We start from the raw sequence: 20,327 nt of genomic DNA on the forward strand, positions 1-20,327 counted from the left end.
CTACCGGCGTCCGACGGTCATCAGCGAGCTGCTGCTCGCCAGCTTGCGAGCGCGCTGCACCAGGTCAGCGCCGTAGATGTGCACGGCGGCGGCCGGGCCGAGGGTGTCGAACGTGGTCATGATGAGCGTGGTGTCGCCCGCCATGAACTCGCCCATCCCCGTCGCCCGCATGTCCGCCAGGTCCTCCGGGCTCAGGTCCTCGATCCCGTTCAGCGCGGGCTGCATCTCGACCGACTCCTCGTGCTGCTGCTGGGGGATGAACGCGTCGGCAACCAGGCGGCGGACCGACTCACTGCTCGGCGGCGTCCAGGCGCCCTCCCACTCCTGGTGGCGGGCCTTCTCCGCGCGGCGGGAGTCCCGGTACGCCTGAACAGCGCGCTGACGGCCCTTCTCGGTCGGCCACAGAGCCACCGCGTTGGCCAGCCGCCCGGCGAGAAACCCCGAGGGCCGGTGGACGGTGCCGGGGGCATCGCCGCAGTCCAGGAACGCGATCACCTGGTCAGCCGTCCAGCCCGCGTCCGAGACGTCCTTGAGGATCCAGGCGATCCGGGGCACCGCAGCGCGGCCCATCCACGGCACCTGGCGGATCAGCTCCGAGGCCAGCTGGAAGCGGCGCCCGACGTCGTTCAGCTTCCGGCGGCCGCGCTTGACCTTCTTCGGGGTGGGGGAATCGCTCTGCCCGCTGGCGAGCTTGCTCTCAGGGGGGAAGGAGGTAGTACCCGCAGAGGAAGACCCAGAGGAACCCACCTGCATTGGGGTGCAACGCTCATCACCTGAAACAGGCGTCACAATCCCCTGCTCAGCACCCTTCCGGGCACCCTTCGCCGGGCTCTTCGAGCGCGGCTTGCGGACCTTGCGGGCCGCCTTCTTCGCCAGCTTCGCCATCAGCTCCCGGCCGGCCTCCGCGATCCCGGTCATCGAGCGCGTGTACTCCGGCGCCGTGTCGTCCCGCAGCACCGTGCGGATCCCCAGCGCGGCGTCGAACTCGCGAGGGATCATCCGCGCGAACTCCGACGCCTGCGCCGACTCGCCGCGCACCCGGGTCCCCCGTACGACATACGCGAGCAGCCCGGCCTCCCGCAGCATCCCCAGGTGGTACTCCACCGACCGCTCCGACAGCCCGGTGCGGCGCACCAGGTACTCGATGCCCGGACGGCACGGGAACAGCTGCGCGAGCTCCTGGGCGACGCGCACCGTGGTCACGCCGAACGAACGAGGGCCGTGCGACCGGTGCCGCCGCGGCTTGTAGAGACCAGACCCGGCGACCCAGTGGACCGCCTGCATCCAGGAGTAGCCCTCGAGCGCGACCCGGCCCGCCGACGTCGACAGCCACTGGGACGCCTCCGGCACGAACAGGGCGGGCAGCACGTCGACCGCACCGCCGACCGGCGAACCGGACGGGCGCGGGGACGGGATCACCACAGCGGCCGCGGCCGCCACGGCGCTCATCGGCCCACCGCCACGACGAGGTGGCGAGCGGACACGGGCGGGCAGACGCGAACGATCATCCCGCCAGCCTGGGAGACCGCCCCTGTGGACAGAGTCCGGCGAGCAGCGGCCGCCCTGTGGACGACGAGAGCGAGGGTGGACAGAGCGGAGCGAGAAGAGGGGGTCACATCTTCTACAGGTAGAAAAAACCGGTCGCGTGTGACGCCGCCGCCGAAGTTTTTCGAACCGATGGCACATACAGCACGAACTGGGCGAACCGGGAAAAACGGCTCCGGGGACCCCGTCACCCGGAACACCTGCGACCCCCGAACCGGGGTGAAACGGGCGAAGCCAAGCTGACAGAGGGACACGAGATCGGGCACTATGAAGAGACCAACTTCCATATGCGTGGACCGACCGAGCCCCTAGCGGGGCTGGGCCTATCCGTTCGTGTGGATGTATGGGCGCCCCCTCCGTGAGGAGCGGGCACCGGACGAAGAACCAGAGGCGGGCTTTCCCTTCCTTTCGTGGTGATTCGGACCTTGCGGACAGCCCTCGGGCTGGACGTGCAGTGCGGACGGCTTTCGGGCCGGTCGTGCTGGTGTTCCGCCGGCCCTTCCCGGGGCCGTTGGAACGCTGCGGAAGCTCCCTGCCACGGGAGCGACTGCGGTACTGCTCGGTCCTTGCGGACCGGTGTTGCGCCCGCTTACCAAGGCGGGGTAATGCGTAATGCGATGCGATATGTGAAGAACCAGCTCAGTGAGCTGGAGCCTGGAACCGGCGCCAACCGGGACCAGGCAGCCGACCTGATTTGTGAGTGGTCGGCGCTGACGGGCCGCGCGAGGCCGGAGCGGATTACCAGTCCGCTCGTTTGGCGCGCGCGGCCGATGACCTAGGTCATCCCGACCCCCTCGATTCCGAAGGTGGAGTCGGCGAACCCGAAAACGGTCGCAGCCGCGAGATCACCCCTCATCGGATGCCTCCTCGATGGCCGCGTCCGGGTACTTCACGGCGAGCTTCCGAAGGAAGTGCGCGTACGCGCGACGGTTCCCGCGGTGAGGCTGGGCACGCCCCGCCTCCCACTGGGCGACCGCGAGTCGCTTGACGCCGATGGCTTCTGCGACTTCGGCCTGGGTGAGGCCGGCGGCGAGCCGGAGCTGCTGCCGAACCTTGAGCGTGGGGAGGGTGTCCTCCTCCACCAGGGCGTCAATTCGCCTCAGCGGATCAGACATCGGGACCTCCACCATAGGGAAACAGTCCCCAAAACATACATGGCCCGGACGATCTTCGCTAACGAGAATGAGCGTGTTGTCGCACGAGATACCGACCGACCCCACCCGCCCCCCCGCCCTTCCTCGATGACCGTTCCGTTCCTGACGTGAGAACGTGCAGGTGGAACCCCTTGGTGCCCCTGAATCGGAACAGATTTCGAGCGGCAGTTCCAGCGCTCGCCGACTTGTAATCCCGCCCTTCCCGCCTGACGGGAGGCGAGTTCGTGAACCGTCCCGCCACACGGGAAGGGGACGAACGCGGCGAGTGTGGCACGTGATCTGACGCGGTGTCTGGTGACATTCGCCGGTGACATTTGGATGTCACCGGCGAATGTCACCCCCCTCGTCCCCATACCGTGAGGTCCCTTGCGTGGCGGCGTAACGACGCCGATCTTCATGGCGCCGCTGCCGGTCGACCCGATCACGTATACCTGCTCCGTCACGCAAGGTCCCCCAGGTGCGCGTTGACCGACCTTGCGGACTTGGCCAGCTCCTGCAGTTCCACGACCACGACCCCGGCCTCCATCAACTGCTCGTAGCCGACGCAGTCGTCGACGAACAGCGACGGCTCTCGCCAGGCGATGACTACCCGCGGAATCCCAGCGGCCAGGATGCGCTGAGCGCACGGGGTACGCGGCGAGTGCCGCTGGGAGCAGGGCTCCAGCGTGCTGTAGATCGTCGCCCCGGCGAGGCGCGGGTCACCTGCGGGCAGCTTCGCGAGCGCGGCCTCTTCCGCGTGCTCGTGCGGGTCGGCCTCCCGGGAATAGCCGGCCGCGAGCTCGCTGCCGTCCTCGCCGACGATGACCGCGCCGACCGAGTAGGCCCCTGCGGCCGGCGGGCACAACGCGGCAAGGCTGATCGCGCGCCTCATCCAGCGCAGGTCCTGGTCTCGGTCGGGCGCGTACATCAGGCGCGTCCCTTCGGGGCGTAGCGGACGAGGACGACGTCGTCGATTGCGCGGACCTCGAGGACCTGCATCCGCGCGGTCGATCCGCCCGGGTAGTCGGCGGCCCCGAGGAACCGGGCGGCCTCCGGCTGACCGACCAGCAGCGGCGCGATGGCGAGGTGGACTTCGTCGGCGAGGTCCTGGGCCATGAGCTGGGTGTGGATCGTGCCGCCGCCCTCCACCATCAGCTGCTTGACGCCGCGGCGCCCGAGCTCGTCAAGGAGCAGGCCCCAATCGAGGTCCGGCCCGACGCTGACGACGTCGGCGAGGTCTCCGAGCGTCGCGCGGACCTTCTCCACCGCGCTGTCGACGGTGACGACGAGCTTGTCGCCGCCGTGGTGCCAGAACTTCAGGTCGGCGGAGAGGTCACCGCTCGCGGTAACGGTGACCTTGAGCGGGTACTCCGACTTGCCGTCGGCGATGCGCCGGGCACGGCGTTCGTCGCTGTTGACCAGCAGGCGGGGGTTGTCCCGGCGCATGGTGTTCGCGCCAATCAGGATCGCATCGCTCTCGGCACGGACCTGGTCGACGCGGTCGAAGTCGGCGGCGTTGGACAGACGCAGCCGCTCGGGGCTGGTGTCGTCCAGGTATCCATCCACCGACGTGGCGGCGGACAGCACGACGTACGGGCGGGCAGTCATCTGCTCAGGCTTCCGTTTCTGTCTCGTGGGCGAGGGTGGAGTCGAAAGCGGCGCGGAACTCGGAGACCGGGGCCTCGCGCTGCCAGGGGATCAGGGCCGTGTCGAGCCGGGCGAGCTCGTTGGTGATGCGGCCGGAGCCGGTGTCGGCGGCGACGGTCAGCGCGTGCATGCCGATCGTCGCGGCCCGCTCCGGGTCGCGGGCGCCGGCCAGGGCGACGGCCTGCCGCGCCATGTAGACGCCGCGGTCGCGGTGGTAGTCGTCCGGCATCAGCCGGATAGCGTCGGCGAAGGCGTCGGCGGCCTGGTCGTGCTTGCCGAGGGCCTCCAGGCCCTGCGCGCGGTGGACCTCTACGTACGAGGCGTTCAGCCACACGCCCCACGGGGTGGGGTCGGAGCCGATGCCGTCCAGGGCGTTGCGCACGGAGTCGATGGCGCGCTCACTGTCGTCGGCGTCGCCGCGCAGTGCATGTCCGTACGCCTCGTAGGTGCGGGCGACGGCAGCGAGCCGGCTGCGGGGCCGGGCCATGCGCTGGGCGGCCTCCGCCAGGTCGACGACGTCGACCAAGTCGGCCGTGTCACCGGCCAGTTGCGCCTTGCGGGCCATGACGTAGGTGGTCAGGTCGGTGTCGCCGACCGTGTACGACCACTGCATCGCCCTGTCGAGCCAATACGACGCGGCATCCGGGTTGCCCAGGTCTTGGTGGAGCCAGGACAGGAACTCCCCGTACTGCGTCTGGAGCTCCATCAGGTCGTGCCGGTCGGTGCCCTTCGCTTCCCGCCGCAGGTGCTGGATGACATCGATGTAATCGCGCGTGGTCTTGAGGGCGTGGCGCGGCCCGAGCAGGTTGTCGCCGTCGATCAGGTGGCGACGGGCGCGGCGCAGGTGCTCAACCGGTGTCGAGCCGTACGCCGACGCAGCCCGCGCCCTGCGGACCAGGCTCGGCACACCGTCCGAGTCCGCGGCCGCCGGCGAACCCATGCCCACCGCCGCAACGGCTCCCAACCCCACCCCCGCGCGCAGCAGTGCACGCCGTTCCAGAGCCACCCAAACCACCGACCCATCGCGTAGACGACACGGGACCGAGATCCCCTCACCGTCCGACGCTGCCTGGTCGGCTACCCCCAAGGCCAGGCTGACCGCCGAGTTGGCCACATGAACGGGCGGATTGGCCACATGGCCACGCTCGTCACCGATCTGCTCCCAGAGCCGCAGCAGCATCCCGCTGGCGCCCAGGGCATCGTCCAAGAGCGCCGCCTGGGTGCGGTCGGCCATGCGCTCCGCTCGTTCGAATCGCCCCAGGTGAGCGTGGTCGATGCGGGTCGGTTTCGAGAGTTCGCGGAGGCTGAGACCCCGCGAATTCCGCAGCTCGCGCAGCTGGTAACCCCAGTTGTGAAGGGGGGACACCCAGGGCGTCAGCTCCCTCGGTTTCTGTGCCATCCCGCCCCAATCCTGTGGCTGATGTGGCCAGTTCACCCGGCCACATGTCAGATCTGGAACTAGCAGCTCCCCCGGGCTTAGAACCGAACTGCACACAGTCGAGTTCGGTCAGGGAGGTGGTGCTCAGTGCTCGTCTTCGTCGTCGTCCACATCCGAGAGGCGCGCGCTGGAATGCCGTCGGATGCTGTAACCGATCTCGAACTCCTCAGCACTCATCCGAGTGTCGTTGAGCTCAAGAACCTCACCGCTCGGGGCCATCGTCAGGCGCACGACGCGCAGCAGGGGGACACCGACGTCAGCGGGCAGATTCAGCGCTTCGGCTTCCTCGGGGGAAGGCATGCGAGCCGACACCCCCTCACTCCAGCGCAGAGGGCGGTGGCCCATCTCCTCCAGGCGGTCGTAGATCCCGCCGGGGCCTGTGTCGGCTTCGGCGAGCTGTGTGCCGCGGGCGAGATCCGCCGGCAGGTAGCTGGTCGCCAGCTGCTTCGGCTTCCGAGTCTCCGGATCGCCCATAACTCGGTCCCGAACCAGGACTTCGGCTCCGGTGCTGAGACCCATCAGCGCGGCGAGGTCGACGGGGACGATGCCCCAGCGCACGGTGGGCGGTTCCAGTGCCACCCAGGGCTGCGCCGTCGGGTCGAAGTAGTAGCCGATCTCATCCCGGAAGACCTGGCGCGAGCGCGTGATGCGCTTCTTCTCCGGACGCTCGCGCACGATCGTGCCTCTGCGACGGACCGCCACGACAAGGCCCTCTTGCTCCAAGAGGGCGATGGCGCTTCGCACCGTCTGGTAGCCAGCTCCGTACTGCGCCTGGAGCTCCGTCAGCATCGGGAGCTTGTCGCCCGGCATGTATCGCCCCTCGCTGATCTGCTGTCGCAGGTCAGCTGCAATGTCGCGATACGAGACGGGCATCGGAGCCACCTTTCAGAGTGCTGCGCGGATCTGATTCTAGGGCTAGCTCTATCAGTCAGCGATGCGTCAGCACAACCGGTCGACACGAATAGAGCTATCGCTATTGACTGGGTAGGTCGGCATGGTCTCTACTAGGCGATAGCGATAGCCCTAACGCTCTGCTGAGCAGGGGTTACGCACCTCAGTACCACCGCAGTAGTCGTTCACCCTTCGGGGTGGCCGGAGTAGTCCTCGCCCAGCTTGCTGGGAATCCGAGGGCGTGAGAGCACCATCGAACTCCTCCGGAGCCTGACGGCCGCGACCACTGCGTGCACGTCGCAGCGCAGTGCGCTGTCTGTCCTACGGGACGCCGGCCTCGTGCCGTGCGGCCCGGAGGGCAGAGAACGCATCGCGACGCACGCCCTGCCACTCCGTCCACGAGGAGTCCAGATGCCTACTGCTTCGACCTTTGAGCGCACCGCCCGTCCCCGCCGGAGCCGGACCCGCTCGCGCACCGTCAGCGCCCGCCCGGCGCTGGCCCTGTCCACCCTCAAGCCTCACGAGTACGACCTGCGTCCCGCCTGCGCCTCGCTGGTCTGCCCCGACTGCAAGACGTGGGTGCCGATCACCGGCCTCGGCACCAAGACGACCAAGGTCGTGCCGCACGACACCGGCCGCACGTGGAAGGACGCGGGCGTTCGCTGCCGCCTGGGCAGTAACCGCCTGGTCACGGTCAACGTCACGGTCCGGAAGTGGGCGGAGCGCCTGGAGGACGGCCACGCGGAGACCGGCCACCGCCGCAAGACCACCGTGCGGCGCAAGCCGAAGGTCGCCGTCGCCCCGGCCGTCAGCCAGATCGCCGCGCAGAAGCAGACGCCGGCGGATGACGAGCACGGTGACGGCCGGCCGATGTGGCTGCTGCGGAAGAAGGGATGGGCGGCCACCGAGTCCGCGGTCCGCGACGCCGACACCCGCCGCGCGCAGCTGCCCGACGGTGACACGCCGCTGGGCGCACCGCCGGTGCCGCTGGACACGCTGCACCCCCAGCGCCGCGCAAGCTGACCCGCCCCGGACGAACGACCACGGCCCCAGCCGCCCCGCTGCTGAGGGGGCGGCCGGGGCCGTGGCTGCTCGTACGAACAGCCTGAACAGCACGACAGCCCCGGCGACTTGAGACCCTCCGGGGCTGTCCAGGACCCACGTGGAGGACCTGATGCAGCCCAGCATCGCACGGAACGACGGCGACTCCGACCCGATCATGGACGAGGCCCTGCGCCGCGCCCGAGGCGGGAAGTGATCGGCATGGACTGGCGACACAACTCGATCTGCCGCGACGAGGCGGACCCTGAGCTGTTCTTCCCGATCGGTAACACCGGCCCGGCGCTCCTGCAGATCGAGGAGGCCAAGGCTGTGTGCCGTCGCTGCCCGGTCATGGAGCACTGCCTCCAGTGGGCGCTGGAGTCCGGCGAGGACACCGGCGTCTGGGGCGGTCTGTCCGAGGACGAGCGGCGGGCGATGAAGCGCCGCGCCGCCCGCAACCGGGCGCGGACGGTGTCGGCATGAGCGACGACGACCAGAAGCGCCTGGAGGACGACCTCCGCCGGACCAACCAGCAGCACGACTTCGGTCGGCGCACCCGCGGCTGAGCAGCCCGCCCCGCAGGACGGAATCCCAACTCCTGTCCCGCACCACGCCGCTCCACCAGGTCGGCCGCCCGCACCACGGGCGGCCGGCCTTTCGCACGCCTCCAGCCCGGGAGAGTCTCGGGCCCGCACCCCCGCAGGAGAGCCCATGCGTACCAGCACCCCGCTCGACACCGCACCGACCGGCACCACGCTGCCGGACTCGCTGTGCACGCACGCCCCGAAGTGCCCGTCGGCCGACAGCCCGGACCGGGAGGCCGCGCTGGTCGTGGCGGCCCACCCGGAGCAGGGCTGGAGCCTGTTGTGCAACGCCCTGGTGCTCTTCGACGACACCGGCGAGCTGCTGCCCGACGGCCAGATCATCGCCCCGCACCGCCCCCTCGCCGCGGCCACGGCCTGACGGCTGCCTGATCCGCCCGCACCGCCCGCCGCACCCCGGCGGCCGGGTCGGGCGGTGATGGGGAGCCGGACAGCCCGGACCGCCGGCCCCGCGCCGGTGCACGCGACACGAGGAGAGCCCGTGGCACAGCAGCCGCAGACGCAGGCCGTCCGACCGGCCGTGACCTACATCAAGGGCGACATCGTCTTGTTCCGCAACGTCGAACGGTTCTGGCTCGGCAAGCCCGGCCACACATTCGTCGGCCGGGTGGAGCGCTCCTGGCGGCACGTCGACACCGGCCGGGTCCTCTACGACCTGACCGAACTGGCCAGCCTCAGCTACCGCGCCGGGATCGACCCCAACTACATGCGGCCGCTCCCCGCGGCCGACGCGATGCACGACATCGACACCGCGCCGCTGCGAGAGCCGGACACCGGGGCGATGTCCCCGGCCGCCGTCGCCTGGCTGCGCCAGCACCTCGCGCGCGGCAGCACGCTGCCCGCTCCGCACGCCTGACAGAACCGGAGACAGTCATGCCCCTCCCCGCCTGGCTCACCAGCCAGATCACCACTGCCCAGGCCGAAACCGACAACGACGGCACCACCTGGTCCGCCTACGTCACCACGGATGACGGACTCGCAGCGATCGCCGGTGCTCACGACCGCGACCACGCCCAGCGCTGGCTCGACGAGTCCGGCCGCACCGGCATCGTCGCCCCCAGCCGCCGTACCTCCGAGCAGACCTGAACGCACACATGAACGCCGCCCGCCTGGGGCGGCGCCCTTCTGGAAGGAGGCGGCGTGGCCGCCACACGAACCGCCCGCAAGAGGACCCCCACCCGCAAGAAGCCGGCGGCAACCCGTCCGACGCCGCAGCCCACCGCCTCCCCCACCCCCGACGTCTCCCCGGCCCCGGCCACGACGACGGACACGGAGCCGGAGGCGGAGGTCGTCGACCTCGAGGCGCTGGCCCGCGTCGCGGACGCCCGGGACCGGGCCGCCGACGTCATCGACACCGCGCGCGAGCAGGCCGCCGCCCTCCAGGCCGAAGCGGAGACCGCGGCCGCGCGCACCGTCGCCGCCACGCACGAGCAGGTCACCGCGCTGATGAACGAGGCGCAGACCCGCGCCGCGGGCATCACCGCCGACGCCGACCAGGAGGCCACCGCCCAGCGCGAGGCCGCCAAGGTCGACCTGGAGGCGGCGCGCGGCGAGGCCGACCGGCTCCTGGCCCAGGCCCGCGAGCGAGCCGAGACCCTGGTGGGGGAGGCCCGCGCGCAGGTCGCCGACCTCACCGAGCTGGCCGCCACCGACCGCGCGGCCACGGCCACGGCCGTTGCCGAGCTGCGCCGCCTGGCGGAGGCCGACCTCACCGAGATCAGCACCCTGGTCGAGGCGCGCCGCACCGAGGCCGGCCAGATCCTGGCCCGCGCCCAGGAGCAGGCCGACGACCTGGTCGCCGCCGCGCAGCGGGAGGTCGACCAGGCCCGCGAGCGGTTCGCCGCTCTCGCGGCGACGGCGGCCGAGCAGTACGACGGCCGCCGCGCGGAGGCGGAGGCGCTGTACGCGGACGCGGTCAAGGCCGCCGACGACCGGCGCCGCGAGGCCGACGACCGGGTCGCGGCCGCGCACACCGAGGCGGAGGCGGCCCGCACCGAGCTGCGGACGAAGCTCCGCGCGCTCACCGACCAGTTCGACGCGGAGGCCGCCACCAAGCGCAAGGTCCTCGCCGACGAGCTCGCCGGGCTCAAGGCGGCGTGCGACAAGCAGCGCGAGCGCCTGCGGGATGAGGCCAAGACCGTCGCGGTGCAGCTGCGCGAGACCGCCCAGAAAGAGGCCGACCGCATCACCACGGAGGCGGAGCGGAAGGCGAAGGCCGTCACCGAGCGGGCGAAGGCCGATGAGGCCCGTGCCCGCCGGCTGCTGGAGGAGGCCCGGGAGGCGAAGAAGTCCGCGTCCCGCTGGAACGGCTGGCAGCAGAACATCAGCCGGAAGGCGTGGAAGACCGCGCCGTGGATCGCGCTCGCCGCCGGCGTCGGGCTCGCCGCCTCCGGCGAGTACGAGCTGGCCCGCATGGTCGGCATCAACACCTACGTCGCCCCGCTGCTGCCGGTGTCCATCGACGTCTACTGCGTCACCGCGTTCCGGGCCAAGAAGGACATCCCGTACGCGCTGCTGCTGATGGCGTCGGCGAACGTGACCTACCACCTGTCCGAGCAGGCCGAGATCGTCAAGCCCGGCCACTCCGCTCCGTGGCAGCTCACCACGTTCGTCGTCCTGATCTTCGTGGCCGTCATCTGGCGCGTCCACACGCTCATGCACGACGACGGTACGGACGGCCACGGCAGCAAGGCCGCGGCGGGCGTCCGTACCGGTACGGAAGGCGGAAACGGAATGCCCGCCCGTACAGGTACGCACCGGCGTACCGACGGAACGGACACCGCGTCGGCCAGCCGTACAGAGGGCGCGAGCCACGACCTGTACGCCGCGCACACGGCGGTCCAGCCGGACGGCTCGGGCGCTGGATGGGACGGTACGGACCCTGTCCGCCCTGCCTCGCACCCGCCGCACGACGGCGACACCGAAGCGGCGATGACCAGGGCGTACAGCGACCGTACATACGACGTACACACCACCCCCGAAGGGGCGGCGCGTACAGGTACGGAGACTGTCGGGCGTACCGGGACGGCCAGCGCGGCCGTACAGGGACGCACCGGAGCCATCAGCGTCCGTACACAGCCCGGCAACGAGGCTGTGCCGGGGGCCCGTACAGGGACGGACGCCTCATCCTCTCCCGCAACCGGAACGGGCAGTACGGCAGGCGCGGAGCGTCCCGGTACGCCGGTACGGACGGACGAAGAACTCCTGCCGCTCGTACAGAAGCTCCCCCGCGGAGAGGACGGGTTCGTGACGCTCTACCAGGTCCGCAACCAGCTCTCCGTCAACAACACCCGCGCGGTGCGCCTGCTCTCCAAGGCCGGCCTGCTGCGCCCCGAGGACGCGGACAAGCACCTGACGTGATCCGAGTCCGGCACACACCAGTGAGGGCCAGCCCGAAGGAAGCGGGCTGGCCCTCGCTGCGACTGCCGGAAGCAGTCCACAGCCCCCCGAGTACAGCAGATCCGACCCCCACGGAGGACCCCGTGAGCACCGAAAACAACGGTCAGCCCTTCTTCGACGACCCGCACGCGGCGCTGCGCGAGATCGCGCAGAACCCGGCCGCCTACGCGCACTACCTGGCGGACTTCAACCGGGTCGTGCTGGACATGCAGGCCAAGCTGGAGATCCTCCAGCGCGAGGCCCGTGTGCACTGCCGCGGGACCCGCGTGGAGGGCGACAAGTGGGGCCAGGCTTTCCTGCGCTCTTTCCCGGTGGAAAATTCCCTGAACGACGTTCTCAAGAACCTTAAGAGCGTTACTGCGGGACTGGAAAAGAGCGCCCATAAGCGCCACGCCCACGACGAAAAGGTGAAGGAGGTCAAGAAGAGCCGGAAGGAAAAGGCGCAGCTCAAGGCGCGTAAGAACAACCCGACGCTCCAGGCCGCCCCGGAAAACCCGGGCCAGCAGGGTGCGCAGAGCCCGAATTCGGGCTATGGTGGCCCCACGTCGATTTACAACCTGGACCGCAGGGAGTCGGCGTGAGTGCAGGTCGCCCGCTCACGAAAGCCGAGCGGAAGGCAATGAACCGTGCAGAACACGAGCGGCAAATCACACAGGATTTGATCGCGCAGCACGGCAACGACCTCGGCACCTTCTACGCCTGGCTCCGGATTGTGAATATCCGAGGCACCCAGGCGTATCGCGACGGGAACACGGACTTCATCCGTGAGGCCGCGCTCGCCCTGAAGAACGTCTACAGCCGCCACTCCGGCTAGCTCACCGCGCCCCGCACGAAGGGCCGCGCCCGAACCTCGGGGGCGGCCCTTCGGCGACCCCAACGCGTGCCGCGCGTGTCGCGTGCCGCGCGTGACGTGCGCGCGTGTACGCGAGGCCGACACCGACTGTCAAGCCCAGGAGGAGGGGCCGCGTGTCCGACGACACCGACAGCAACGTCATCAACCTCCCCACTCGGGGCGGCGATTCCGGCGGAATGCCGGAAGTCCCCGATGCAGGGAATCTATTTTTCACCGAACCGTCCGGCGGAAGTGCGGACGACGGTGGTACTCCGGAATCCCCGGAAGGGGCGACCAGGGAAGTGCCGCCCATTCGTGGCCCTATTTCCCCGGAAGTCGCATTGCGGGAAACGGGAATGCCCGATGCCCCGGATTTCGACGATGAGGAATACGAGGAAGGCGAATACGAGCAGCCGCGTTCTCTCGCAGATCGCCTCGGTGACTGGCTGGAGCTCCGTCTGGAAGTGGCGCGGGACCGGCACGCCGGTGAAGCGCCGTTCCGTGAGGCGGAAATAGCACGCAAGGCCGCGCTTTTGGAGGCCCGGACCGCTCAGGAAACCGCGCTGATGGAGCAGAACGCGAAGTTCCACGCCGCGCAGATGAAAGCGAAGTCGGACAAGGCGGCGGCGCGCGGCAAGGCCGACGCGGCTCGGTCCTCCGGCTCCGGCCTGGGCGCCGACAAGGGCGGCCGCTCGAAGGCCGGCGGCGGGGGCAGCTCCGGCGGGTCCGGTCGCGGCGGGGGGCGGGGCTCGGGAACGAACGGGTCCGGCGGCTCCGGTCGCGGTTCCGGGGGCGGCAACTCCTCCAAGGGCGCCGGGAAGGGCCCTGATCGCTCCGCTGGCGGCGGCAAAGGCCCCTCGAAGGGCAACCAGTCGTCCGGTGGCTCGAACGGCCGCCAGAACGGCCCTGGAGGCTCCGGGTCGGGCAAGGCCGGTACGGGCAAGGGAAGTTCGGGCGGCTCGGGCGGCAAGAACGGCTCGGGCAGTACCGGGACCGGCAAGGGCGGCTCGAAGGGAGACGGCGGCAGGTCGAAGGACTCGCCGGCCTCCAGCCCCAGGGCGGAGCGGGCCCGCGGCCGCCAGGAGCGCGCCGCCGCCCGCCAGGCGGCACGCCATCAGCGGCGCAGCGCCGACCAGGCCGCCAACCTCGCCGACCGCAGCAAGGACCGCGACCAGGACCGCGCCGCCGTTCAGGCGGCGCGCGAGGAACGCCGCAGGGTTAAAGCCGAGCGGAAGGCCGCGGCACGGGCGAAGCGGGAGGCGGCCAGGGCCGCCGACGGCCGTACCACCCTGGGCGCGGCCCTCGGGGAGGAGGCGCAGCGCCGCTGGGACAAGCGCCGCGCGGCGGAGAAGGACAAGGCCGCGAAGGACGACAAGGCCAAGGACGCCACCGGCGACAAGGACTCCGAGGCCACGACCAAGAAGATGACCGAGGACGACCCTGAGAAGCCCTCGGACGGTCCGAAGGACGACTCCGCGACCAAGGAGCCGGACGACGACAAGAAGAGCGGCGAGAAGCCGTCTGACGCCTCCGCAGACACGGACGCGAAGGACGGCACCGGGACGGACACCGACCCCAAGACCGACGACGTCAAAGGCCCGTCCGACGATGACCTGAAGGACGACAGCGACGACGAGCGCTCCTTCAAGGAGAAGCTCAAGGATTTCTTCACCAAGGCCGGCGAGGACAACACCCCGCCCGAGCCGGAAGAGCCCTCAAGGCTTCGGCCCGAGGACCTGGGCGACGTCACGGTGGACCGCCCCGGCGGCCCCACCCGCACCCCGCAGCCCGAACCGGCTGAGGAAGACATCCCCGACGCGGTCATCGTCGACGATCCGTCCGACCCCTTCGGGGCGCACGTCAGCAGCCCGGCGAGCCTCCCCCGCGCGCCCGAGCCGCACACCCAGCGTCCCGGCACCAGCCGACCCACCGCACAGGAGGATCCCGTGGCCTCGGAGGTCAACAAGCCCACGTCGGGCCAGACCGGCATGGCGGCCCAGCACCGCACCGACATCACCTTCGGCGAGTACCTGATGGAGATCGTGAACATCGCGATCGCCGCCGCGCTCGACAAGGACCGCGCCCAGGACCTGGCCATCGCGCTCGGCAAGGTCGCCGACGCGCTGCGGGACATGGCGGCCGACCTGGTCGGTGACCACAACATCGCCACCGAGGTCGTCGACCAGATCACCGACCTGGCCGACGCCGCGGACCGCATGAAGCAGCTGGCCGAACGGTGCGCCACCGAGTGCGAGATCGCCTCGGAGGCCGCCCGGATCGCCGCCATGTCGGTCGGCCGCGTCTACGGCCAGGACATCGACGCCATGGACGACGCGGGCCTGGCCACCGCATCCTCCGCCGCCCACCACGACTAGAAGGGAGTCCGCTGATGAGCGACCTCGCACCCACCACCGGCGGCGGTGCCGCCGCCAAGACGGACGGCGACAACCGCTACAAGGCCGTCCAGAACAAGCTCAAGACGCTGGCCACGGCCATGGACCTGGCCGCAGGCGAGCTCGAAGTGCTGCTGCTCAGCATGCGAACCAACGCCCAGCGCTCCGAGGGCCTGGCCGTCGACATCGCCAACGCGGAGCTGGACCGCAAGTTCATCGAGATGACCAACCAGGTGTCCGTCGCCCTGGGCGGCGCCGCCGTCGAAGTGAAGAAGCTCCACGAGACGGCCCAGGAGGTCTCCGGCCTCGCCCACGACACGCGGCGTACCCACGCGCGGCTGTACGAGGGCCTGGACGACCTCCGCTCCAGCCGGCCGGAGCGCACCCCCAAGCCGGGCTTCTTCGTCCGCTGACCCGACCCACCGCAACCCCTTGATGGGCGGCCCGCCACGTAGGCGGGCCGCCCATCGCCACACCCGAAGGAGAAAGCCCGTGTCCGTGCCGCGCAGCGTCGCCCTGGAGCGCACCTTCTACACCCTGACCGCCCCGGTCCTCGCCGCGGCCCCGAACCTCTTCGCCGACAGCCCCGTCAACACGGTCGTGCAGCTGGCGGGCGTGGCCGGTATCGGCGGCTGGGTCCTGGCCGCCAAGAGCACCGACTCCGGTGCGGGACGCAAGATCCTGCGCTGGTCGCCGCTCGTGGCCGCCGCCGCGATCGACATCGCCGCCCGGAACACGATCGGCTGGGGCCCCTACTGCCTGGACGGACTCCTCGCCGCCGGCTGGGCGACGGCCGGCCTGCTGGTGATGCCCTTCTCCCGGCACACCCGCCGCCGTCACCGTCCCGCGCTCGCCGTCCCGGTCCCCGCGCCGCAGCTGCAGGCCGCCCCCGAGCCGTCCCTCGCGCAGCCGGACGACGGCGCCGACGCCTTCACCCGCCAGGTCCGCTGGCTGTGGGAGGAGCGCGGCCTGCCCGGCCGCACCATCGTCGTCACCGCCACCCCGCACCGGGGCATGCCCAACGACCTGTCCCTGCTGCTGCGCGCCTCCGAGGCCGGACGGCCGATCTCCAGCCTCACCCAGGAAGCGGTCGCCGCCGCGTTCGGTGTCGAGACCGAAGACGTACGGATCGAGGACGTGGTCCGCCAGTACGGCCGCGAAGGCGGACCCGGCTGGAAGGAAGTCCACGTCACCCCCGACCTGAACGAGCGCCGCCGCAAGGCCCCCACCACCCACGAGTGGTGGGCCGACCGGATCGCCGGCGGGCCCGTGCCCGGCTCGGAGTTCATCAAGAAGATCCGCGACCACGAGCGGAAGGTCACCCACTACATCGCCCAGGTCCCCGACGAGATGGGCGAGCCGCGCGTCAACCAGCACTCGCTGGCCGCCGCGCTGAAGACCAAGTACGACGAAGGCCGGCTGTTCGTCACTGTCGACGGCAACCAGGTCCTGGTCTCCCTGTGGGACTCCAGCCCGCTCGCGCAGATCTTCCCCGCCACGAAGGAGCTGCTGACCCCGGACAAGGACGGCCGGTGGGTGACCGGCTACCTCGGCAACGGCCAGCCCGCCCGCAACCGCGTCTACACCGACCGGGGAGCAGCGCACGGCCTGTTCGTCGCCCCGTCCGGCGGCGGCAAGACCCAGCTGATGGGCCTGCACGTCGCCGCCGACGCCCTGTTCGGCGCGGTGGTGTGGCTGGCGGCGGAAGCCCCGGACGAGAAGGCCGCCAAGCTGGGCGAGTACACCGACCGCTACGGCGTCGGCGCGCTCTACATGATCCGGCTCCTGCGCACCTTGGACGCGCTGATGGAGATCCGCGGCGAGATGCCGTGGGACGACGGACGGGTCTACGACTGGGACCCCAAGCTGCCGGGCTGCCCCTACCGGATGCTGTCCGCCTACCTGGACGAGTTCCTCTCCGCCGCCCGCAACGGCGACTACGGCGCGGAGATCATGGACCTCGCCGAGAAGGTGTCGGTCAAGGGCCGCAAGTACGGCATCGGGCTGAAGGTGGCCGGCCAGTCCATCTACGTGCAGGACGGGTTCACGCAGCTGCTGTGCGAGAACCTGCGCGAGAACTGCATCCCGGTCGTCCTGAAGGTCGCGCCGAAGAAGGTCGCCGAGATGTTCAAGACCCTCGGCATCTCCTCCGAGAACACCCCCGAGCCGCTCCCCCGCTCCTTCTCCCCTGCCGAAGCGGGCCGGATCGAGCGGGTGATGGCCGGAGAGCCCGAGCCGCCCGCCGACTCCAACACCGGCGGCGCCGGGTGGATCGTCGAAGCCAAGCAGCCCGAGGTCCTGCGCACGCTGTTCATGGACTTCAAGGCCGGCCTGGACGACTACTTCCCCGACATCGTCGCCAGCCTCACCGACTACGAGATCCGCGAGCTCGAGGCGCGGGACTTGTGGTTCGACTGGACCGAGCCGCCCCGGCCTGGGGAATTCGGCCCCGAACCGAGCGATGACGAGGACGGGGACGACAGGCCGAAGAGGGGCGGCGGCAAGCCTCGCGGCGGAGGGAAGTCCGCCGCGCGCCGCGACGCGGTCACCTCGCCCCGCCAGGCGCTGGAGGCCATCAAGAACCTCTCCGGCGTCTGACCCCACCCCGTACACACCCGCAGGGCCCGGCCGCATCCCGGCCGGGCCCTGCTCACCTCTGGAAGGACACACCGCTCGTGGCCGTATCGATCTCCGTCGTCGTCCTGCTCGCCATCGTCGTGGTCGTCCTCATCCGAGGCGGCTCCGTACGCCTCTGGCACGCCCTGGCCTGCGCCGCCTTCGGCTTCTTCCTCGCCTCCACCGGTGCCGCGCCCTTCATCACCAACGCGATCAGCGGCGTCACCGGCTGGATCTCCACCTTCTGACACCGCCCGGCCGTCGGCGTCGACGGCCGCCGCCCCCTGCACCTCCGACGCCTTCCGAGGAGCCCCGATGCCCCACCCCACCCACGCCCCGCCCATACCGGCCCGCACGAGCGCGCCGCCCGCCGAACTGTCGCTGGAGGCCCGCATGGCCGCCACCGACGCGGCGATGACCATCCGGCTGGAGGAAGCCGCCGTCGCCTACGAGGTCAACACCGCGCACATCCCCACCGAGCCGGTCGACCTGGGCGACATCGTCACCCTCCCGCTCACCCCGACGCTCCAGCCCCCGACTCCGTACCCGACCCCGGTCGCGGCGCTCCTCCAGCGCGCGCACCACCGGCTGCTCACCGGCGGCTGGTGCTCCGGCGCCCTGGTCGACGAGGACGGTGCCCGCTGCCTGTACGGCGCGATCCACATCGAGGCCCGCGGCGACCAGAGCTTGGAGTCGCGCGGCCTTCAGGTCCTGATGGACGCGATCCGCCGCCAGTTCGGCGAGATCGACTCCGTGCCGTCCTTCAACGACGGCTTCGCCAGCGGCCGCATCCCGATGCGGATGCTCGACCAGGCCGCCGGCCTCGCCGACGCCCGCGGCCTCTGACCCGGCTCCGGACCACCTGCCTCGCACCCGAACCCTCGCGGTCGGGTGCGGGCCAGGCCCTCCGGCCTGCACACCACCACCCGTCACATGAACCCGATCAAGGGAGCGCCTCGCCATGCAGTCCGACGACAAGCCCATCAACGGCCAGCACAACCCGAGCTTCCTCGACCTGTTCAACCAGACGCCCCCGCAGCCGGACACCGACCTCAACAAGGACCCCGGCACCATGCGCTTCGCCCAGCTGCGCGCCGGGTGGAACGCCTCCTGGGAACAGGGCGGCTTCCTGCACGGGCGCTGGGAGGAACTGCGCCAGGCCCCGCAGGCCGGATGGCACCTCATGACCAACTGGATCAAGGCTCTGCTGATCCTCACCGGCGTGAGCGCGGTCATCATCCTGCTCGACACCGCGGGCGACATCTTCGACGCCACCCTGAGCCGCATGGCCGACACGGTCCCCGCCACCCGGGCCGGCACCACCGCCGCCGGCGAGCTGTGGGGCGTGGTCGACAACCCGATCCGCTCCTACATCGCCCAGCACACCGCCGGCCTTAGCGTCAGCGCCTCCGCCGTCTACACCTTCTGGCAGCTCGTGGGCTGGTTCGGCCTGATCGGCGGGTTCATCGGCAGCACCGGCGCCCGCATTACCTGGACCTGCTGGGGCGCCGGAAGCGTCCTCGCCGTGTGGTCCGCGGCCCCGGCCGACGGACGCACCGTCGCCACCGGGATCGCCGTCCTCGCCTGGACCATCGCCTCCACCCTCGCCCTGCGCGGCCTGAGCCTGCGCCCGATCGTCAACAACTTCCTCCCGCCCGCCCCGGCCTTCCAGCCCCAGATCGAGATCCGGCCCGAGATCCACATCCCCGCCCCGGCCCCCGCGCCCGACGACGACACCCCCGACAACGTCCACCAGCTCCAGCGCTGACCCCCGGTCGCTCCGCCTGGTCCTCGCCCCTCCCCGCCACCGGCGGGGCCGGGCGAGGGCCGGACAGGCCGACCGGCCTCACGTACCACCCGCCCTGTCCCCGACCGAATGGAGAACACGTGGCCGTCATAGGCGTGCTGACGGAGCCGACCCCGCCCACCTGGTGGAAGGCCAACCGGCACAAGGTCTACGGCGTGCTCGGACTGCTGATCGGCTACCTGATCGGCACGAACCTGCACGGCGCCGACCCGCAGCCCCAGCACCCGCGCCCGAGCCACACCACGCCGGCCCTGCCCGGCGCGCACCGCACGCACACGCCCGCCTGATCCGTCACCCGCCGCACCCCCGCCGACGCTGCTGTCGGCGGGGGTGCGGCGCTGTGCACCGACCTCTGGAGGAACCGTCCCGTGCTCATCCCCCGCCCGCGCCGCCGTATCGGCCGGCCCCGCCCGCAGCGTCCCGGCCCCCGCTACCCGTACCGCCCCCACCGGCTGCCCGGCACCTGGAACCGGTGATGCCGCGCCGCCGAACTAGGCGCCGCCGCCGCGAGGTGACCCGGGTGCTGCGCGAGGCCGCGGCGCTGCCGGAGTTCGACCGCGGCACGGTGCCCGAAGGGCTTGTGACCAGAAGGGCATTACGGGACATGCAGCTGAGTCCCGGCGGCAATCAGGGCCCGGTCGCGATCCTGCGGTGCAGGCTGTGCGCGACCCGCCCGCAGTGGTCCTGCCGTCACCCGACCCGCGGCTTCCTGCTCCGCGTCGACCTGGCAGTGCCCAAGCGGGTGCCGACCCTCGCTCAGGAGTGGGCGCTGGACCGGGCGATGGCAGCCCGCCAGACCTGCGGCGACTGCGGGAGGCGGTTCTACTTCTGCCTCTCCAAAAAGCTCGGCTGTTGCATCGAGTGCTTCGACGGCACCCCCGTGGACCCCAGCAGCCTCATGACCATCCCCGTCCCGCTCACGCACCTGCTCGCCGCGTGAACCGGCCCCGTCCCGACCGCACAGGCCGGGACGGGGCCCGCAC

Annotated in this window: 22 protein-coding genes; 16 read left to right on the forward strand and 6 right to left on the reverse strand. The window is 71.0% G+C overall.

The features are described 5' to 3' along the window. From ACWCP2_RS31580 to ACWCP2_RS31605, 6 genes are all read right to left on the reverse strand, one after another. Complete coding sequence (locus ACWCP2_RS31580) at nucleotides 1-1,449, reverse strand: helix-turn-helix domain-containing protein (protein WP_450911982.1); 1,449 nt, start codon at nucleotides 1,447-1,449, stop codon at nucleotides 1-3. A 941-nt stretch (nucleotides 1,450-2,390) separates the two neighbouring features. Further along, complete coding sequence (locus tag ACWCP2_RS31585; RefSeq protein WP_450911983.1) at nucleotides 2,391-2,660, reverse strand: helix-turn-helix transcriptional regulator; 270 nt, start codon at nucleotides 2,658-2,660, stop codon at nucleotides 2,391-2,393. A 478-nt stretch (nucleotides 2,661-3,138) separates the two neighbouring features. Further along, on the reverse strand, nucleotides 3,139-3,606 hold the full coding sequence (locus tag ACWCP2_RS31590; RefSeq protein WP_450911984.1) for a deaminase: 468 nt from the start codon (nucleotides 3,604-3,606) through the stop codon (nucleotides 3,139-3,141). Further along, nucleotides 3,606-4,286: a RibD family protein gene (locus ACWCP2_RS31595; RefSeq protein ID WP_450911985.1), complete on the reverse strand. Its 681-nt coding sequence runs from the start codon at nucleotides 4,284-4,286 to the stop codon at nucleotides 3,606-3,608. Before ACWCP2_RS31595 ends, ACWCP2_RS31590 begins: the two co-directional genes overlap by 1 nt. A 4-nt stretch (nucleotides 4,287-4,290) precedes the next feature. Beyond that, complete coding sequence (locus ACWCP2_RS31600; protein WP_450911986.1) at nucleotides 4,291-5,724, reverse strand: helix-turn-helix domain-containing protein; 1,434 nt, start codon at nucleotides 5,722-5,724, stop codon at nucleotides 4,291-4,293. 123 nt (nucleotides 5,725-5,847) lie between these two features. Then, on the reverse strand, nucleotides 5,848-6,636 hold the full coding sequence (locus tag ACWCP2_RS31605) for a GntR family transcriptional regulator (protein WP_450911987.1): 789 nt from the start codon (nucleotides 6,634-6,636) through the stop codon (nucleotides 5,848-5,850). Between the two features lie 429 nt (nucleotides 6,637-7,065). Here ACWCP2_RS31605 and ACWCP2_RS31610 point away from each other — a divergent pair, with 429 nt between their 5' ends. The 16 genes from ACWCP2_RS31610 to ACWCP2_RS31685 all read left to right on the forward strand — a co-directional run bounded on the left by ACWCP2_RS31610 (nucleotide 7,066) and on the right by ACWCP2_RS31685 (nucleotide 20,284). Then, nucleotides 7,066-7,677 carry a hypothetical protein gene (locus ACWCP2_RS31610; RefSeq protein ID WP_450911988.1) on the forward strand — a complete coding sequence of 204 codons (612 nt, stop codon included), beginning with the start codon at nucleotides 7,066-7,068 and terminating at the stop codon, nucleotides 7,675-7,677. A 240-nt stretch (nucleotides 7,678-7,917) separates the two neighbouring features. After that, nucleotides 7,918-8,178, forward strand: coding sequence for a WhiB family transcriptional regulator (locus tag ACWCP2_RS31615; RefSeq protein ID WP_450911989.1), 261 nt, complete (start codon nucleotides 7,918-7,920; stop codon nucleotides 8,176-8,178). A gap of 285 nt (nucleotides 8,179-8,463) precedes the next feature. Beyond that, entirely contained in the window at nucleotides 8,464-8,658 is a 195-nt protein-coding gene (locus ACWCP2_RS31620) for a DUF5999 family protein (RefSeq protein ID WP_450912035.1), read from the forward strand. Nucleotides 8,659-8,778: 120 nt separating this feature from the next. Next, on the forward strand, nucleotides 8,779-9,153 hold the full coding sequence (locus tag ACWCP2_RS31625) for a hypothetical protein (RefSeq protein WP_450911990.1): 375 nt from the start codon (nucleotides 8,779-8,781) through the stop codon (nucleotides 9,151-9,153). Between the two features lie 17 nt (nucleotides 9,154-9,170). Further along, on the forward strand, nucleotides 9,171-9,383 hold the full coding sequence (locus tag ACWCP2_RS31630) for a hypothetical protein (RefSeq protein WP_450911991.1): 213 nt from the start codon (nucleotides 9,171-9,173) through the stop codon (nucleotides 9,381-9,383). A gap of 54 nt (nucleotides 9,384-9,437) precedes the next feature. Then, on the forward strand, nucleotides 9,438-11,657 hold the full coding sequence (locus ACWCP2_RS31635) for a hypothetical protein (RefSeq protein ID WP_450911992.1): 2,220 nt from the start codon (nucleotides 9,438-9,440) through the stop codon (nucleotides 11,655-11,657). 122 nt (nucleotides 11,658-11,779) lie between these two features. Further along, nucleotides 11,780-12,277 carry a hypothetical protein gene (locus ACWCP2_RS31640; protein WP_450911993.1) on the forward strand — a complete coding sequence of 166 codons (498 nt, stop codon included), beginning with the start codon at nucleotides 11,780-11,782 and terminating at the stop codon, nucleotides 12,275-12,277. Then, entirely contained in the window at nucleotides 12,274-12,510 is a 237-nt protein-coding gene (locus tag ACWCP2_RS31645; RefSeq protein WP_450911994.1) for a hypothetical protein, read from the forward strand. Before ACWCP2_RS31640 ends, ACWCP2_RS31645 begins: the two co-directional genes overlap by 4 nt. 584 nt (nucleotides 12,511-13,094) lie before the next feature. Further along, nucleotides 13,095-14,903: an ATP/GTP-binding protein gene (locus tag ACWCP2_RS31650; RefSeq protein WP_450911995.1), complete on the forward strand. Its 1,809-nt coding sequence runs from the start codon at nucleotides 13,095-13,097 to the stop codon at nucleotides 14,901-14,903. A 14-nt stretch (nucleotides 14,904-14,917) separates the two neighbouring features. Next, nucleotides 14,918-15,334 (forward strand): conjugal transfer protein TraB, encoded by a 417-nt coding sequence (locus ACWCP2_RS31655; protein WP_450911996.1) that lies wholly within the window; start codon nucleotides 14,918-14,920, stop codon nucleotides 15,332-15,334. A gap of 79 nt (nucleotides 15,335-15,413) precedes the next feature. Continuing rightward, on the forward strand, nucleotides 15,414-17,519 hold the full coding sequence (locus ACWCP2_RS31660) for a chromosome segregation protein ParM (protein ID WP_450911997.1): 2,106 nt from the start codon (nucleotides 15,414-15,416) through the stop codon (nucleotides 17,517-17,519). Between the two features lie 77 nt (nucleotides 17,520-17,596). Then, entirely contained in the window at nucleotides 17,597-17,785 is a 189-nt protein-coding gene (locus ACWCP2_RS31665; RefSeq protein WP_327169943.1) for a hypothetical protein, read from the forward strand. 67 nt (nucleotides 17,786-17,852) lie between these two features. Next, nucleotides 17,853-18,383 carry a DUF6197 family protein gene (locus ACWCP2_RS31670; protein WP_450911998.1) on the forward strand — a complete coding sequence of 177 codons (531 nt, stop codon included), beginning with the start codon at nucleotides 17,853-17,855 and terminating at the stop codon, nucleotides 18,381-18,383. 115 nt (nucleotides 18,384-18,498) lie between these two features. Next, a complete protein-coding gene (locus ACWCP2_RS31675; protein ID WP_450911999.1) occupies nucleotides 18,499-19,305 on the forward strand; it encodes a hypothetical protein in 807 nt (268 codons plus the stop codon). Between the two features lie 119 nt (nucleotides 19,306-19,424). After that, nucleotides 19,425-19,631, forward strand: coding sequence for a hypothetical protein (locus ACWCP2_RS31680; protein WP_390552872.1), 207 nt, complete (start codon nucleotides 19,425-19,427; stop codon nucleotides 19,629-19,631). Nucleotides 19,632-19,819: 188 nt separating this feature from the next. Then, a complete protein-coding gene (locus ACWCP2_RS31685; RefSeq protein WP_450912000.1) occupies nucleotides 19,820-20,284 on the forward strand; it encodes an RRQRL motif-containing zinc-binding protein in 465 nt (154 codons plus the stop codon). Nucleotides 20,285-20,327: the final 43 nt, after the last annotated feature.

This window comes from Streptomyces sp. NPDC002104 (genome assembly GCF_053593795.1).